The 15,364-nt window shown below is 65.5% G+C and carries 14 protein-coding genes and 1 tRNA gene; 3 read left to right on the top strand and 12 right to left on the bottom strand.

What is annotated here, in order from left to right; translation table 11 throughout:
* Positions 1 to 3 precede the first annotated feature (3 nt).
* The 3 genes from ACIBEF_RS08430 to ACIBEF_RS08420 all read right to left on the bottom strand — a co-directional run bounded on the left by ACIBEF_RS08430 (position 4) and on the right by ACIBEF_RS08420 (position 2,433).
* Positions 4 to 270, bottom strand: a complete 267-nt coding sequence (locus ACIBEF_RS08430; protein ID WP_396792348.1) for a hypothetical protein — start codon at positions 268 to 270, stop codon at positions 4 to 6.
* The gene (locus ACIBEF_RS08425) at positions 267 to 1,862 is read right to left on the bottom strand and encodes an FtsK/SpoIIIE domain-containing protein (protein ID WP_396792346.1); all 1,596 of its coding nucleotides are present in this window, start codon (positions 1,860 to 1,862) and stop codon (positions 267 to 269) included. Before ACIBEF_RS08425 ends, ACIBEF_RS08430 begins: the two co-directional genes overlap by 4 nt.
* 175 nt (positions 1,863 to 2,037) lie before the next feature.
* Entirely contained in the window at positions 2,038 to 2,433 is a 396-nt protein-coding gene (locus tag ACIBEF_RS08420; protein ID WP_091402451.1) for a transcriptional regulator, read from the bottom strand.
* 976 nt (positions 2,434 to 3,409) lie between these two features.
* On the opposite strand from ACIBEF_RS08420, the gene ACIBEF_RS08415 reads away from it, so the two are divergent.
* Entirely contained in the window at positions 3,410 to 3,853 is a 444-nt protein-coding gene (locus ACIBEF_RS08415; protein WP_396792344.1) for a hypothetical protein, read from the top strand.
* Here ACIBEF_RS08415 and ACIBEF_RS08410 read toward each other — a convergent pair.
* The 4 genes from ACIBEF_RS08410 to ACIBEF_RS08395 form a co-directional block, all read right to left on the bottom strand.
* Positions 3,843 to 4,619 (bottom strand): glycosyltransferase family 2 protein, encoded by a 777-nt coding sequence (locus ACIBEF_RS08410; protein WP_396792342.1) that lies wholly within the window; start codon positions 4,617 to 4,619, stop codon positions 3,843 to 3,845. The genes ACIBEF_RS08415 and ACIBEF_RS08410 overlap by 11 nt on opposite strands.
* Positions 4,607 to 5,428, bottom strand: a complete 822-nt coding sequence (locus ACIBEF_RS08405) for a GntR family transcriptional regulator (protein WP_396792340.1) — start codon at positions 5,426 to 5,428, stop codon at positions 4,607 to 4,609. The genes ACIBEF_RS08410 and ACIBEF_RS08405 overlap by 13 nt, the downstream gene beginning before the upstream one ends.
* 149 nt (positions 5,429 to 5,577) lie before the next feature.
* A complete protein-coding gene (locus tag ACIBEF_RS08400; protein WP_204942131.1) occupies positions 5,578 to 5,823 on the bottom strand; it encodes a precorrin-4 C11-methyltransferase in 246 nt (81 codons plus the stop codon).
* Between the two features lie 91 nt (positions 5,824 to 5,914).
* Entirely contained in the window at positions 5,915 to 6,247 is a 333-nt protein-coding gene (locus tag ACIBEF_RS08395; RefSeq protein WP_396792338.1) for a hypothetical protein, read from the bottom strand.
* Positions 6,248 to 6,797: 550 nt separating this feature from the next.
* Between ACIBEF_RS08395 and ACIBEF_RS08390 the strand changes: the two genes are divergently transcribed.
* Positions 6,798 to 7,208 (top strand): GntR family transcriptional regulator, encoded by a 411-nt coding sequence (locus ACIBEF_RS08390; protein WP_396792336.1) that lies wholly within the window; start codon positions 6,798 to 6,800, stop codon positions 7,206 to 7,208.
* Positions 7,209 to 7,562: 354 nt separating this feature from the next.
* On the opposite strand, the gene ACIBEF_RS08385 is transcribed toward ACIBEF_RS08390, so the two are convergent.
* From ACIBEF_RS08385 to ACIBEF_RS08370, 4 genes are all read right to left on the bottom strand, one after another.
* Positions 7,563 to 8,687, bottom strand: coding sequence for a hypothetical protein (locus ACIBEF_RS08385; protein WP_396792334.1), 1,125 nt, complete (start codon positions 8,685 to 8,687; stop codon positions 7,563 to 7,565).
* A 38-nt stretch (positions 8,688 to 8,725) separates the two neighbouring features.
* A complete protein-coding gene (locus tag ACIBEF_RS08380) occupies positions 8,726 to 11,293 on the bottom strand; it encodes an ATP-binding protein (protein WP_396792332.1) in 2,568 nt (855 codons plus the stop codon).
* Between the two features lie 398 nt (positions 11,294 to 11,691).
* The gene (locus ACIBEF_RS08375; RefSeq protein ID WP_396792330.1) at positions 11,692 to 12,384 is read right to left on the bottom strand and encodes a hypothetical protein; all 693 of its coding nucleotides are present in this window, start codon (positions 12,382 to 12,384) and stop codon (positions 11,692 to 11,694) included.
* Between the two features lie 769 nt (positions 12,385 to 13,153).
* Positions 13,154 to 13,237, bottom strand: a tRNA-Tyr gene (locus ACIBEF_RS08370).
* Positions 13,238 to 13,384: 147 nt separating this feature from the next.
* On the opposite strand from ACIBEF_RS08370, the gene ACIBEF_RS08365 reads away from it, so the two are divergent.
* Positions 13,385 to 13,879 carry a YajQ family cyclic di-GMP-binding protein gene (locus tag ACIBEF_RS08365; protein WP_091402478.1) on the top strand — a complete coding sequence of 165 codons (495 nt, stop codon included), beginning with the start codon at positions 13,385 to 13,387 and terminating at the stop codon, positions 13,877 to 13,879.
* 218 nt (positions 13,880 to 14,097) lie between these two features.
* On the opposite strand, the gene ACIBEF_RS08360 is transcribed toward ACIBEF_RS08365, so the two are convergent.
* Positions 14,098 to 15,357: an MFS transporter gene (locus ACIBEF_RS08360; protein ID WP_396792328.1), complete on the bottom strand. Its 1,260-nt coding sequence runs from the start codon at positions 15,355 to 15,357 to the stop codon at positions 14,098 to 14,100.
* Between the last annotated feature and the right edge of the window lie 7 nt (positions 15,358 to 15,364).

The following is a 15,364-nucleotide window of genomic DNA, read 5'->3' as shown; positions in this document are numbered from 1 at the left end:
CGGTTACCTCCGGGCCGGGGCGACGCGGGTACGGATGTGCTCGGGTGGCTCGCCGAGGGATGCCACCGCTTCGGAGAGGCAGCGCCACAGCGCCCACGCCTCGTCGGGGGTCAGGTACATGCGGCGCCGACCGCCGCCGACGGCGAGATAGACCGGGTACGCATCGGGCCGGTCGGGGTCGACGCGGACGGACACGGCAGTGCTGGTGGCACCGTCAGTGCCTGGGGCGCGGAGCCGGTAGAAGGTTCGGCCGTCGGTCGGGGCGGTCACCGCGGCTCACCCCCGTCGGTGTCCCGGTCGAGGATGTTCAGCAGCGAGTCGGGCAGTAGTGGTCCGCGACGCTGCCGGGGCAGGGTCGGCCGGGTCGGTTCGGTGGCGGTTTCCCGGCCGACCTGGGCGAGGATGTCCGCCGCGTCGGCTGGCGCCGGGTACTCGGCGGCCAACTCCCGAATGTGGTCGTCGGAGATGTAAGAGAAGCGGACCCGGGCTGGCTCTGGGATGCCGTCGAGGATCACGTACCCGACGCCCTTGGCCCAGCGGGGCATCTGGTCGGCGAGGGCACCCCGGTTACGGGCGCCGTCGCCCAACACGAGGTCGACCTGAGCGGCCTCGGTCAGGCCGAGCGCGATGCGGGTCGGGAACAGGTCCCGGAACGGCAGTACCTCCTTGCGGGGGTCCTGCAACGCGGCCACCACCAGGACGCCGACGCCGGCACCCTGCGACAGCAGCAGCCCGAGTGAGCCGGCGATGCGCTTGCGCAGGTCAACATCTTGGAGGTACGCGGTCAGTGCCGCCATCTCGTCGATGACGACCACGACCAGGGGGTCAGCCAGGGTCGGAGTGTGCACCCGCACCGCGCCGGCAAGCCGGGTCTGCCGTTCCCGCATCACGGTGACGGCCTCGTCGAGCAGGTCGGCCATGGCCTCGAACGACTTGCAGGCGAACCGAGCGAACAACGGCCGACCCATCGCGAACTCCATGCCGCCCTTGGGGTCGATCACCCAGAGTCGGACCAGCCCGGAGGAGATCCCACCGGCCAGAACGCGGACCAGCGACCACAGCACCGAGCCCTTCCCGGAGCGGGTGGCACCGCCGATGAGGACGTGCGTGGCGAGCAAGTGCAGGCACCAGTGCCGCAGATCTTCCCGTCGCGCCAGGGGTAGAGCGGTGAAATCGGGCACCGACGGGACGTCGAACGGGTCGACCAGAGTGCGCAGCGCATCCGTGCGGACCACCACCAGGTAGACCACCGACGGCCGGTCCCGGAACCGCAGCCGGTCCACCGCGCCCAGGACCAGCGCCCAGTAGCCCGACCGGATCGGCGGGTCATCGGGGCGCTCGGAGTAGACCCGGGCGTGTCGCCGGCCGAAGGCGTACGCCAGGTTCGCCGTTGCCTTCTGGAACTCCTCCGGTGTCTGGCCGCGGACCATGCGGATGGTCAGCACGTCGAGCGCCTGATCCGAGCGGACCCGCAGCAGCTCCGGCAGGACCGTGCGGTGGTCGTACACCTTGGCCAGGCCGCAGAGGGTTATTGCCTCGCGCCAGGCCCGCCGGTAGACGAAGAGTTGGCGGAACCGGCCGAGGATAGGGCCTGCGCACCAGGTCCACCAGGACGACTCGTGGCGCCACCGCCATATCGCCGACACGGCAGCGGCCAGGACCACGGGCACGATCACGCCGGCCCGGCCGAACTCGCGGAAGAGGCTCACAGCGGCCACGACCAGGGCGACGGCGACCGGGTGACGAAGACACCACCACAGGCCCCGCCACAGCCACCGCAGCACCAGGCCGAGCGCGATCAGCCAGACCGGCAGCTCCAGCCGGCGTGGCCGGATCACCATCAGGTCCCCGGCGGTGGTCATCACGACCTCGCCACGCGGCCGGCGGATCATCGCGCACCCGCCACTGTGGGCCGCCGCAGGACGGCAGGCATACGCTTGGACATGTCACTACCTCTCTCGACAGAGCAGGGGAAAGAGACAGAGGGCGGGGCTGCCGTCCGCCAAGACCTGACAGCCCCGCCCCCACCAGATGCGGCTACTGCGCCGCCTTCGTCGCCACGCCTGCCGGGGCACGCATCCCGGTCGCCCGCAGCGAATACGCCATCCGACCGTTGTTGCCCACGTACGGCGTGACGGTCATGCCGTCGAACTCCACCGCCTCGAACAGGCCGCCCGTCGGCGGCACCGGCTGGTAGTCCGCCGAGATCTTCACCGTCGTCTCCCGCGACCGCTTGCCCAGCTCCGGATCCAGGTCCATTACCCGGACCTGCCACACCCGCTGGCCGGTCAGCTTGTCCTTCGCCGGGCTACGCCGACCGGTCTTCTCGTCGTAGTCCTCGACCTCGCCCAGAGACTCGGGCACCAACGCGCACCCCGCCGGGAACACGTCCTCACACCGCACCGCGAACCTCGTGCCGCCTCGCAGAGCCATCGCTCAACCTCCAACTTGTTAACTTGTCTGCCAAGTTGCGTCCAAGGTAGACGGGGCTTGGCAGACAAGTCAACGACTATGCCGAGGGCAGGCTGAAGGACGCACTGACAGGAGCCCGCCGCCAGCCGGGCCTGCGCTCAGGACTGCCGTGACGAGCGGAAGGGGGTCGAAGCCCTAGGGAGTTTTGCAAGCATGTTTGCGAAACCGGCACTGCTGATGAGCTACACGATTCGAAGTTCCGATTCGGCCGTTCGCTACGGCGATGCGGTAGCGAAGTAGCAATGACACGGATGACGTTGTACGGTGTAGCAGCACTTCTAAATTACCTAGATTGGAAGTTGAGAAGCGTTGAACGTTCAACGCGCTGACGCTCAACTGCACACGTGTTGGTCAAGATTCGACGATCCTGCACCAACACGGGAAACGGACCGCCACCCGTGCCCCGGACAGAGCGAAGGGTGACGGCCCGTGAGGAGGGTCGGCTCGCTTAATTGGCGAGCCGACCAACCCCCCCACCTCTGAGCCAGTCCATGATCAACCAGGTCAAGGTAGGTGCGATGAGCTTGAAGTACCAGCTCAGGCGCTCCATCTCAGGCCGAGGATGCCAGGCATGGCTCTTCGGGGCTCTGCCTCTCAGCTTGCGAGGCTTTGAGCCCTTTTTGGCGTTGGCCATACTTCACCTTCCTTATGCGGGCATGAGTTCGCCGCCCTCAACGCTGATAGTTGAAGGCGGGTCCCCGGTTTGTGCGCGCACGGTCGGTTGAGTTTGACCTCACCGAGATCATAGGCATACCGCTAGGGCCAATTGCAAGCGAAGTCTGACAGATCCGGTGGGTCAAAAATAATTGCAGCGATTCGCGCAATAAGGACCGCGTCCTTGCTTGACCTTGATTGCTATTCAATGTAGCGCCTCGACGGTCGAGCAGTTACTGACGCAGGAAGCGTCAAAGCTGACCGGCTGGGTATGAGCGCAGCCATGACGCACAAGCAGGCGGGTCAGGCTGTCGATCAAGAGCACTCGCGTCCGGCAGGTGTGGGCGACAAGACGGTCGAGGCTCTGGGTGAGTTGAGCAAGGCTCTCGAGACGATCCACCGGGTACGAGGCCACCTGTACTCGGCGCACCAGCTCGTCGGCGGCGCGGATCTCACCCTCGACCGGGTGGTAAAGCTACTTCGCGAGGCCGGACACGACGAGATGGCCGACCGGGTTGAGCACGAGCTGTTGGGGCGCAACGTGCTACCCGGCCGGTGGACGTTCCAGATCATGGAGGAGTTCGACGACGGCTACTACGCCGCGTTCCAGGAAGTCGAGCGGGACGCGCGGGAGGAGCTAGCCGGCGGTCGGCGGCACATCTTCGAGGCGGAGATGAAGGAGCGGCGGCGTACCCGCGGGATGCCGGGGCACGAAGCTACGCCGTAGCGCTGCCGTCGAAGCCGTCGGGGATCATCGAGGCCAGGGCGTTGGCTCTGGCCTCGATAATCCTCATCCGACCCTGGTACTCAGCCGGTTCCCGGTGTGCCGCCTGGCTGGTGACCTGGCCGGGCCACTTGCGGTAGAGCAGGCCGTATTCGCGGGTGAAGTAGCCCGCGGTGACCGCGTTGGCGGCGAGCAGGAGGCCGGTGTCCTCGGAGGCGGGCAGCGCCATCCAGCCGCCCAGGGCGAAGACGAGATCTCGCCGCAGGCACAGGGTCGCCGGGTGCACCGATGCCCGGTGGTCGTTGGCCTTCCAGAACGCCAGGACCGCACCGCGGTCGATGAGACCGCCGGCCGGGTCCTTGTCCCAACCGGCGGTCGAACCGTCGGGCAGCAGGTCGAGTACCCGCGAGGTGGTCCAGCCGATCTGCGCGTGCGCGTCGAACGCGGCGATGTCCCGGGCGAGCGCGCCGGGGGTCAACTGGTCGTCGGCGTCCAGGACTTTGATGAGTTGTCCGGAGACTCGGGAAAGAGCAAGGGTGCGGGCAACTCCAGGCCCACCGGGACGGCCGGTGCCCAGACTGATCCGGGGATCGCCGGGCAGCGCGTCGACCAGGGCGCCGGTCTGCCCGTCCTCCTGGACGAGCCATTCCCAGTCCCAGCCGGCCGGCATCTCCTGCTTGGCCAACGACTCGTAGGCGCCAGGCAGGTGCTCGATGCTGGGCGCGTGGACCGGGGTGATGACCGAGACGAGCTGCGTCAAGTTTTCCACCGCTGGAGTTTGTGGGAGTAGACAAGCTCGGTGCGGTCGCCGGGCATCACCACGTCGGCGACCTCGACGACGCGACCCGTGGTGTCGGTTGAGGTCTTCCGCACGGTGAGGACGGAGACGCCCGGGTCGATGTCCAGCAACTCGGCCTCATCGGGCGACGGCGGACGAGCGCGGATCTCGTCGTCGATCCAGTCCAGCTCGATGCCGAGCGTGTAGAGCTGATGCTGCGTACCGCCCGGCCACGGCTCCTTGCCCGCGTCGAGCAGGTCCGGGTTCGCGGCCACCAGGTCATACGGCAGATAGGAGTACGACACGGTCAGCGGCGCATTTTCGTGCCGCGACGACGTCCAGTAGACCCGGCGCAGCAGCGGCGTACCCGGCTCGACCTTCAAGGCCGCCGCCATCTCCGCATCAGCCTCCACCCGCGAATACTCGGCGTGGAACTTCAGGTCGTCGACGGTCAGGCCAGTGTCGTGCTCAGTGGCGCCAGTCTTCAGCCGCTCGTCCTCATCGAGCAGGACGCGATCCTTCTCCCACTGGTACCGCTCGGTGTTGCGACGGCGTACCCGCTGGCGGGGTGCCCGCACGTAGGTGCCGCGCCCCTGCTCCGCGCGGACCAAGCCCCACTCGCGGAGCTGCCGGATGGCGTTGCGGACGCTTGTGCGCGACAGGCCCGAGGTGTCGGCCAGCTCGGTCTCGCTGGGCATCAGGGTGCCGGGGGCCAGTTCGCCGCTCACGATCTTTGCCCGCAACTCTTCGGCGAGTTGCAGGTAGCGAGGGCGCCAGTCCCGGCCTTGCACACCGGTCACCGTACCCCCTAGACGTTCCAACGTCTGCCAGGTGGTCCCGCCAGCGGGCCGCTCAGGAACCGGCGGTACGGCTACCGCTGCTCGCGGTGGCCGCGCAGGGCGAAGGCCAGGAGCACGAGGAACGGCTGAGCCCCGACGGGTGTTGGCATTCACCGCGTCTCTCCGGCCCGCTCGCCGCCTTCTGCCGGTGTCAGCATCTCCAGCTGGGCATACACCAGTTCGTCGATGAGCCGGTCCACCTGCGCGGGCGACAGAAGCACGGTCTGCGTCGCGCCGTATCGGGTCGCGTCGAGCTTCACGGCCAGGTCCCGGCGGGCGAACCGGTCGACGATCAGTTGGACGGTGACCCAGCCGGTCCGCTCCCGTCCGATGGTGGAGAGAAGCCCGCGGTGCATCGGGTCGTTCGGTCCACAGCCTCGACACCAGACCGGGCACACGACCGGCGCGATCGACGAGGGCAACGAGCCCTCTGGGTTAGCAGTCCCTTCATTCATCGCCCGCCCCCTGTCCGGTGGCGTGCGCCAGCGATCCGCGAAGCTGCTCGACCAGTTGGGCTGCCTGCGGCAAGGACAACTCCGCCCAGGCGTTCCCGGCCCGGCAGGTCACGTGAACACCGACCATGGGGCCACCCAGAGCCTCACTGCTGATGAGGTAGGTAACGACGAGCCCGCCCGCCCGACTGTCGCCGGCCCGCTGCATCGGGCCGCGATGACGGCGAGCCATATGCGTCATGACCGGCGGCACCAGGTAGCCGCAGCGATCCGGGGCGCACCAGTCCGGATGGCTGGTGACGGCAGCCGGCTTGTTCGGACGACTCATCGCGGCCACCGCCCGCCGTTGCCTCTGAAGAGCTGGGCCCGCGTCATCAAGGGCGCATACCGGAGCACAGGCAACTCACGGGTGGCGCCCGTCGACCACCGCGGGGAGAAGGTCGTAGAAGTCACGCGCTGACTCGGCGGAACGTCGCTGTTGGCACCCCGGGCAGACGGGCGTCTCCGAGACCACCAGGACGAGAGCCAATGGTGCCGACGGTGAGAGCCGGACATCGCACCTCCACAGGTAGGCGGGGACCGGTGGCCAGCCACGGGGGAATGCAGCCGGCCACCGGCCCGAATGAAGGCACGGCGCACCGTCCGACGCCGGACGGGTCGGGTATCGCCGAGCCAACTTGTCCGCGCGGCTACCGCAACCGGTCCGACAGGACGCCGCGCATCAGGTGCGACCAGAACCGGCGCGGGACCACCCCTGACACGAGCCGTCACCTCAGCCGCACATCAGGAAACGTATCTACAAGTGGACGAGTTGTCTAGACGTCGAAATAGGTCACTTGTTGGCACTTGGTAAGACAAGTGCCAGGTACGGTGAGCAGGTGCCCACCCCGCACTACGGACAGCCCCGCTATCGCGTCATCGCCGAAGAGTTGAGAGAGCGCATCGAAAGCGGCACCATCCCGCCCGGAGCCCTCTTGCCGACCGAGAGCGCGCTCACCGCCGAATTCCGAGCAGCGCGCGGCACGGTTCGTCAGGCGATAGCCGCATTACGGGAGGCAGGCTTGGTGGCCACCGAACACGGCCGCGGCACCTACACCACCCCCCGTCAGCCCAGGCGAGGGGTAGACGGGGATTCAAAGACGGAAACGCAACAGCGTCAAGTCGCCGCCGACGCGGAGCTGGCAGCCCTCTTCGCTGTCGAGGTGGGCGCGGCCCTGATGGAACAACAGAGCCTCACCCGAATAAATGGAGCCGTCGGAACAGTCGTCAGAACCTACCGACTGCCTTAGACAGAGCGATAGAGGAGTCCGCACCTTCGACACGTCCTCCGGCGGCCGTCAAGGGGCCGACAAGTGCCGACGCACGGACGCGCCTTGGCCGCTACCGCTGACGCTACGACCCGGCCGCCCAACAGCCTGGCGATTGACGCAGGAGCGGGAGCCTGCTTGCCGCCGCAAACCGAACGGTCGTTGTGGTATGTCCTCCCGCCTGCAGGCGAGCCGGGCCAGCCGAGTAGACCACCGCCGACCCGTCAGCGTCCGTTCGGGCCGTTCAGGCCCCCATGACGAGGGCGGTCCGGTGGTGGCCCTCGCCCCGAAACAGGGCGACTCGACGGCGCACGGGAGGGCGTCGGCTGTCGCGGCCTACATCCGTTCCCCGGCTAGTACAACCTCCGAGCGCATCCGGGCAGCGAGCGCGGAGCCGGTGGACGGTGGCGGGAGGTAGCGACGGCGGGCCGGGATCTCCCTCTCACGACGAGAAATCCCGCCAAAGCCCGCCTCGCGAAGGAGGTCCTCAAAAACCAACGAGTTATCGACGTTACACCCGCGCAGAAAAGAGTTGCCGACGACCAAAACGACTTTACCCCCGGGTCGAACCACACGGCCCAGCTCCCTGGTGCATGACGTCGCGTCCTGGTAATACCGCTTCAACCAGCCGATGTGCCGATCGGGAAGTGGAGAGCCGGAGGTGCTCCGCACATAACGATCAAGGTCTAGGGGAAGCGACTGGATTCCTCGTTCAGAACCAACACTTGCGCCGCGCAGCTGCCTAATCTCCGCAACAGAATAGCCTAGCCAAATCAGGCTAAGCCTGTGTCCTCGGAGGTAATCGATTGCGTTGAGGTATGGCGGCGACGTGATGACGCAGTCTATGCTCCCGCTAGCGATGTGCGGGAGCGCCCGGCAATCGCCGCGGCGAACGTCGCCCACAGATCGGATCAGGTGCGAGCCAAGTCGTGAGGATAGCGTCCTCACACTCCGCAGCAGGGTGTCATACACGTCCAAAGGGTTGTCACTCCACACTCTGTGTGGTCGACTGTGAGAGGTATCCCTTGCGAGCGATAGGCCTCGATCTTTGGTAACGATAGCGCGACTTAGCGCTACCATGATCGCTTCTTTGGACTTCTTCTTGGACTGCGATAGCACCATTGCCAGAGCGCTCAACTGACGGCGCTGCTTATCCGCAAACCAGTAGTTGGCGAACTCTCTCGTCTCATCATCGTGCCACGGAAGGGCGATCTCTTGACCCGCGATCTCCCGGGCCTTCTTTATGAAGTAGTGCGTATCAATCAGCAGCTGATCACTCTCAATCGAACTGATCCACGTGCGGGCCATCATCACCGCTAGAGGGTCAATATCGACGCCGAATGCCTGAACGTCTCGCTCGACCGCGAATCGGAGCACTGTGCCGGACCCACACATTGGATCCAACAGCTTGCTGTTTGCTGGCAACGTCTTTACAACATCTCGTGCGATCTCAGGTGCCATCCGGGCCGGAAACGGATGGACAACCTGCATCGTGGCGGTCACTTAACTGGGCGCCTTTCCATGGCATCTACGCCGAGTAGGCCTCTAAGGTGCCTTTCCACCTCGGCGATAATTTGTTGAGCAGTGTGGTGTAGTCGGATGTTTCCGCCGGTCTCGACCTCGATCCAGCGTGACCCCACGATCGTGGCAACTGCCTGCAATGCGGCAATCAACCGTTCGGGCGTGAATGCCTTTAATTCCGAGTCCAGAGCCCGTGCCGTATGGACGTTAGGTATCGCTAGATGGTCTGCTTTGGCTTCCTCAAGTCCTTCTAGCAGCCTCATGAGGGGAACTCGCTCGTCCTGCTCCGACAACTCACGCTCGAGGTTATCGATCCATCTGGTCACCTCGGAAACCGTGTGCGCCTCTTTGAACAGGCTCCTCAGTCGGGTTAGGGTAATCCCGTGCTGATAGTGCAGTTCGACTAGCCGCCGCAGATGATCGATAACCAAAAGCGAGACCGGTCGCCCGGTTTCCTTGGCTTCGATGATGGCGCGGCCCAGCTTACTGTCGTCGCGCTCTTGACCGGCGAACGCTACCGCGATGAAGAATGCAAAGTCCGCCGACTCTTTTTTAAGAAAATCGCGAATGCTGTCGATGTTTATCTTGTCCGCTGGAACGGCAGGCTGGTTGGTTTGCTTGGAGTCGTACACGACCTTGTAGTCAATCAGTGACTCACCGCTGCCCCGGCCGAGACGCGCATAAAGAATTCCGTCAGCACCGGGAATGTTCAACCCACCGCGTTCATACTCGAATCCCAAAACCCTGAATGCAAGGCCGACGGCTCGCTCAAGGGCAAATTCATGCTTATTCGCACTCTGCAATAGCCGCAACACTTCAGCAGCAGTCGACGGTTCTGCGCCGGCAACCAAGCGCAGCACTCGATCCCGATCGGCCATAAAGTCGATTATGGCCGCGCGACTCAGGCCATGATCCTGAAGAATTAGGTCTACCATCACCTCAGAAGAGCCAAACAGGTAGACAGGAGCTTTCGTCTTTCCGCTTGCAAGGAGCTTTTCGATAAACGGGTGATCCGTATTGATGAACAGCGCGCGATTATCGGGTGAGTATCGGACAGCCCGGCCAAACTGCCCCGTAGCCTCAAGTATGAACTCACTGAAGGGCGCCTGGCTTACGCTCTGGCTATACTCTCGTAGCCATTCCACACGGTCGCTTGGTTCGACCTCCGGAAGGTCAATGTAGAACGACTCTTCGTTGTCTTGCACAACGCGGGACACGCCGTCAATCAGCGGCTCGGTCAGAAATGCGCTTGGCGAGTCTTTGAGCAAGTGGTCTAGGTCTATGCCGTGCTTTTGCTTTTCGTTCCAGTCATCAAAAGCATTTCGGCAGGCGTTGAATACTCCCCGAAGATAGTCGCGGAACGCATCTGTGGCTAGTGAATTCCGGACCCCCTCACGGGAGGACAGCAGATGCTCACGAAGCCCGTCGACTGTAATCTCCATAGAGAAGCGCGACCAAGCCGCATGGTTGAGTGCCGGTAGCCCGAATAGCTGGTCATCCAGGTTGATGACTCGGCCACGAACTCTAATGAAGAACCCATGACTGCGCGAATACTGGTCGGACTTGCCTTCCGTAAGCTTCTTCTTGAAAATTTTTGCAGTTCCAGTCACCTCGCCGGTGATTCCCGGGATGACTACCCCCGTCGGCGTCGTCTTGAATGTGAGGGCCTCTGCAACCGCATCGTCTCCCCCGCATTCATGGAGATACAGGACTTCAAGATTTTCCTTGCTGGACTTCACTTCATTCTTGTTAAGGAATATTTGAAAATCGGCATGCAGCGGCAGGCCTGTACTGAGGACCCATTGCAGCCGGCCCGCCGAAAGTTTGTCGTATAGGTCTTTGAAGTCTGAAAGCCCGGCGGCGGTCCAGCTTTCGGCCGGATATTCTCCAAACATCAGATCCCAAGCCTTTGGATCTCGGTCTTTGATGTCGGCGAGATGCTCTTGAGCCCGCTCGGTTGTTATCTCATGCAACTCTAGGCCGAAAGGCGAAATATTGTTGTACTGGTGAATGCCTGCGAGTCTGCGGAAATTCATCGTCGTTGACCGGATGACCCCGCCAACGCAGCTTACGTGGGTGAGTCGCCAAGCTAGAACGTAAGCGGCCAGCTTTCCGATTCCGAATTGCCCGATCGGAGGGCGTTCGGCGTCCTGCGGCGCTGCCGCTTTAACGGAATCGGCAACTCTCCACAGCTGAAAGAACCCGTCACTGTCCAAGCCATGTCCGTCGTCGACTACCCATAAAGGGGGCAGCTGCCAGGGCACCTCCGTGCCGGTCGCAGCTTGGTCGTCATCGGGAACCTCGGCTTGCGGAAGCAGCACGTGAACATGCTTGGCGCCCGCGTCGTAGCTGTTGCTGACGAGCTCCTCGATGGCCTTGTGGGGGCTCTGATACAGGCCCTCCGAGAAGAGCCTGATGATCTCGTAGCTGACGTGGACCGGGATAGTGCTGACGGCGCGCTCGGCCTCCAGGGCGGCCAAGCCATCCATGACCACGGCGTCGCGATCCGTGTCCGAGTCATCTCGATGCGTGATCTCCGCTGTCATGCGCAGAGGATAGGGATCTTCTGTCCACATGAGAAGACTTGTGTTGAGCATCTGTCAGTCCGTTGCTGTCCATCCGACGGCTAGCTTGTGTAGCGCAGGGAGGCGTCTGCAACGTCACCGCAGGCAATCCAGCGGTCGGGGCTACAGCCGCGACCGAGTCTGGGCTGGAAGGGCAGCACCGAGGCAGCACGCGGCTTGGTGCGGACCGAGGTAGGTCAGGACGATGTCCTGGCGCGCGCCCACCGTCGTCCCTCGGCATCAGGCGACGTTTGGGGCCGACACCCAGTCTGGCTCCCCCAACGAGTCGGCTGCCCCATCGGGCGGGACGGGATCCCCCGCGCAGCTCGTAGCCCGAGTGGGACCAGTCAGGACGATGCCTGCCCTCGAACACCGGTGTTCTATGTGGGGCTCAGAAGCTTGCGAGTTGTGGGGTCCCATTGCCACTTCGGCACGGATGTCCAAAGCTGGGGCAGCGACAACCACGGCTGGTCGAACGGCTGACTGCCGTCGCTCAGTTGCCCGGTTTCCGCGTCGATGTAATAGCCGCAGGGGACGGGAGTCGGTTGCCAGAGAGGGTCGGCGACAAGAACGCCAGCAAGAGATTGCGGTGTCAGGGTCAGGTGGGGCTGTTGGGGATCGAGGAGGATCCGCCACTCACGCTCATGGGTCCAGTCCGACCAACCGTAGGTCGGGTCCGCTTCCAGGCGGACTGACCAGGGCTTATCCTCCCGTCGTCGCTGTTCCCATCTGGCCCTACGCAAATACGACACCGGGGCGCCACCCTGGTCGTAGACCCACTGCCGGTTGAACAGCAGTCCCCATGGCTGCCATCCCCGCTCCAGTAGGTGCACCAGATGGGACTCTGGGCTCTCCGAGAAGCAGATAGTGGGCTGGTCGAGTTCAGCGCCGAATGGAGGAAAGCCCAGCAGCTTCTCCCCACCCAGGATCTGGTCGAGCCGCATCATGGGGCTGGTGCTGGCGATCGTCGGCGGAACGTTCGGAGTATGAGGCGTTCTTTCGGGGCGCCCGCAGAAGTGCACGAGCAGGTCCGACTGGGCCGGCCCCACCAAACCCAGACTCGCCTGGCTCACAATCGCGCTGCCTTCCTGTGACGTTCGAGAGCAAGAGCGTACTCACGGTGTCGTTCCTGGCCCGGCGGCGTGCTTCGGCTGCCGGGCGGGTGGGTAGGGCCCCGACAGCACCGGCCAGGGCAGCCGCTGTAAACGAGAATGACCACCGATAGCCGTACACGAACAGCCGCCGGGTCGCGAACCCAGACCGACTAGACCGGGCGACGTGCACAGAGTGTGTCAACGAGATGCGTCGCTTGCACCTCCCACCCTCACGCTGTTGCCGACTTCTTCTGTTCTGGATCAAGGCGCCGCGCTCCGCGCGGCGCGGGCGGTGAGCCGGCCGGCGGCAAGCCGCCCCGGTCGCCTCCGGCGCCGGGGCGGAGAGCCACCGACTACCGCCGGACCGCCGCCCCGAACTCAGCTGATCCAGACGCAGCACGCGCACGGCCGGGCGGCACGGAAGCCAGCATGTCGACCTGATCGAGGGCCAGGGCTTCCGACTGCCGCGCCAGTCCAACCCCGGGACTGGCTTGCCCCCGGCCTAGCCCTGCAGTCAGCGAAGCCCACAAGCAGCCCTCAGCCGGTCACTCCAGGCGTGTTCGCGCCGGGCCGGCGACTCCCCAGAGCACGAGCGTTCGCAGCCCAGAGAAGCCCTGACGGGCAAGATCGACCTGCCCACCATCTGCCCACAACCAGTCGTCAACGCCTGGACTCAGCCGGACTCGGCCAGACCAACGACAACGGCCCCGGATCAGCATTTCTGCTGGTCAGGGGCCGTATCTGCACCTGGTGGCGGGTAGAGGATTCGAACCTCTGAAGCTTTCGCGACGGATTTACAGTCCGCTCCCATTGGCCGCTCGGGCAACCCGCCAGGGCACCCCACCGCGTCGTAACGCGGCGGCGGAAGCAAGGATAGCGGCTCCCCCCGGCACCTACGCAACCGGGTACGGTCAGGGGGTCGTGCCGCTGGTCGGCGGCCGACGGCAGGCCCAGACCGCCGGACAGCAGGAGCAGAATCATGGCAGCGAACCCGTCGTTCGACATCGTGAGCAAGGTTGACCGTCAGGAGGTCGACAACGCCCTTCGTCAGGCGGAGAAGGAGCTTGCGACGCGGTTCGACTTCCGTGGCACCGGCGCTGAGATCTCCTGGTCCGGCGAGGAGGCGATTGGCCTTCAGGCGGAGACCGAGGAGCGCGTCCGCGCCGCGCTGGACGTGTTCAAGGAGAAGCTCGTCAAGCGGAACATCTCGCTGAAGTCGCTGGATGCTGGGGAGCCGCGCCCGTCGGGCAAGATCTTCAAGATCGACTGCAAGGTGATCCAGGGCATCGAGACGGACAAGGCCAAGGCCATCAGCAAGAAGATCCGCGAAGAGGGCCCCAAGGGCGTGCAGGCGCAGATTCAGGGCGACCAGCTGCGGGTCACCGGCAAGAAGAGGGACGACCTCCAGGCGGTCATCTCGCTGCTCAAGGGCGAGGACTTCGGCGTCGCACTCCAGTTCAACAACTACCGCTGACGGCTATCCACAGCGATCCGGTCCCCGGCCACACGGCGTCCAGCTGAGATCGACTCGGCTTTCTGAAAGTCGGGGCGTCCGGGCGACTGGGACGCCGCGACTTTCAGGAAGCCGAGTCGATCAAGGGCAACCCGACCACGACACGAGCCGACCCACGACGCGAGCCGACCACGACGCGAGCCGACCACGACGCGAGCGACCAGCCCGAAGACAGCAGGTCAGACGGGGACGGGGTGTTCGGCGCGTACCGCGGTGGTTTCGGCGCGGGCGATGGGCCCGGCGGGTAGTGCGGCGACCGCCGCCCCGACGGCGACCGCGGCCCCGGCGAACAGGAACGCCCAGCGGACGCCACCGGCGTGGTCGACGATCACTCCGGCCACCGAGCCGCCGGCGGCGCTCGACGCCACAGCGACGGTGACCACCCAGGTGTACGCCTCGTTCAACATCCCGGTCGGGGCGATCCGGCCGACCAGGGTGTTCTCCAGGGTCAGCGCGGGCGCGATGGTGGCCCCGCCGGCGATCAGCGCGACACCCAGCGCGAGTGGGTTGGGCATCACCGCGAAGACGGCGAAGGTGGCGGCCAGCGCGGCGAGCAGCAGGGCGAACTGTCGGGTCATGTTCGGTGCTGGCTTGCGGACGCCGAACCAGAGCCCGCCGATGGCGCTGCCGATCCCCCAGACGGCGAGCAGGACGCCGGCGAGGCTCTCCGGGTCGCCGGTGGCGTGGTCGCTCGCGAACGCCGGCACGATCACACCGGCGGCCCCGAACGCGATGCCGAGGCCGGCGACGCAGATCAGCAGGGCCGGGAAGCCGGCGACCCGTAGCGGGCCGAGGCCGCGCGCGTGGTGTTCCTGCGGGTGCGGACGCCAGCCGCGCATGACCCGACCGAGGGCCACGGCGGTCGTGCCGACCAGGGTGACCACTGCCGCACCGATCAGCGCGGCTGCCGCGTCGGCGACGAGGACGAAGCCGGCGACGAGCAGTGGGCCGAGGACGAAGACGATTTCGAACAGTGTGGTCTCGGCGGCCAGCGCGGTGTTGCGGAGGTGGTATCGGCCGGAGTTGGGGCTGGTCAGGTCGTTCCAGGCGCCTCGGATGGCGGCGCTCAGCGGCGGGTAGGTGGCACCGGCCACGCCTGCGGCGAGGTAGATGACGGGGAGCGCGTCGTCGCCGGAGCGGCTGGCCAGCAGCAGCCCGATCAGTGCCAGCGGGTGGGCCACGGCGGTGAGCAGCAGGACGGGGCTGGGGCCGACCCGGTCGGCGATCCGTCCGGCCACCGGGCTGAGCGCGGCGCCGGCGAGGGCGTAGATGCCGCCGGCGATGGCGGCCAGCGAGTAGCGCCCGGTCACCTGCTCGACGACCAGGAGCAGCGCCAGCGGGGTCATGCCGATTCCGAGCCGCCCGATGATGCCGGTGATCAGCAGCATGGGCGCGCCGGGGATCCGCCAGACACCCAGGTACTGACGCAGCGCGGTCACCGTGAAC

The sequence above is a fragment of the Micromonospora sp. NPDC050795 genome (genome assembly GCF_044456785.1).
Classification (GTDB): Bacteria; Actinomycetota; Actinomycetes; order Mycobacteriales; family Micromonosporaceae; genus Micromonospora.
Note: the sequence above shows the minus strand (reverse complement) of the source record. Positions and strands in the feature narration are given on the sequence as shown.

Excerpts from the sequence above, each read along its gene's own strand:
- ACIBEF_RS08415 (WP_396792344.1), top strand. The coding sequence starts at position 3,410 with ATGACGCACAAGCAGGCGGGTCAGGCTGTCGATCAAGAGCACTCGCGT.
- ACIBEF_RS08365 (WP_091402478.1), top strand. The coding sequence starts at position 13,385 with ATGGCAGCGAACCCGTCGTTCGACATCGTGAGCAAGGTTGACCGTCAG.
- ACIBEF_RS08380 (WP_396792332.1), bottom strand. The coding sequence starts at position 11,293 with ATGACAGCGGAGATCACGCATCGAGATGACTCGGACACGGATCGCGAC.
- ACIBEF_RS08395 (WP_396792338.1), bottom strand. The coding sequence starts at position 6,247 with ATGAGTCGTCCGAACAAGCCGGCTGCCGTCACCAGCCATCCGGACTGG.
- ACIBEF_RS08420 (WP_091402451.1), bottom strand. The coding sequence starts at position 2,433 with ATGGCTCTGCGAGGCGGCACGAGGTTCGCGGTGCGGTGTGAGGACGTG.
- ACIBEF_RS08425 (WP_396792346.1), bottom strand. The coding sequence starts at position 1,862 with ATGACCACCGCCGGGGACCTGATGGTGATCCGGCCACGCCGGCTGGAG.
- ACIBEF_RS08385 (WP_396792334.1), bottom strand. The coding sequence starts at position 8,687 with ATGGCACCTGAGATCGCACGAGATGTTGTAAAGACGTTGCCAGCAAAC.
- ACIBEF_RS08400 (WP_204942131.1), bottom strand. The coding sequence starts at position 5,823 with ATGCACCGCGGGCTTCTCTCCACCATCGGACGGGAGCGGACCGGCTGG.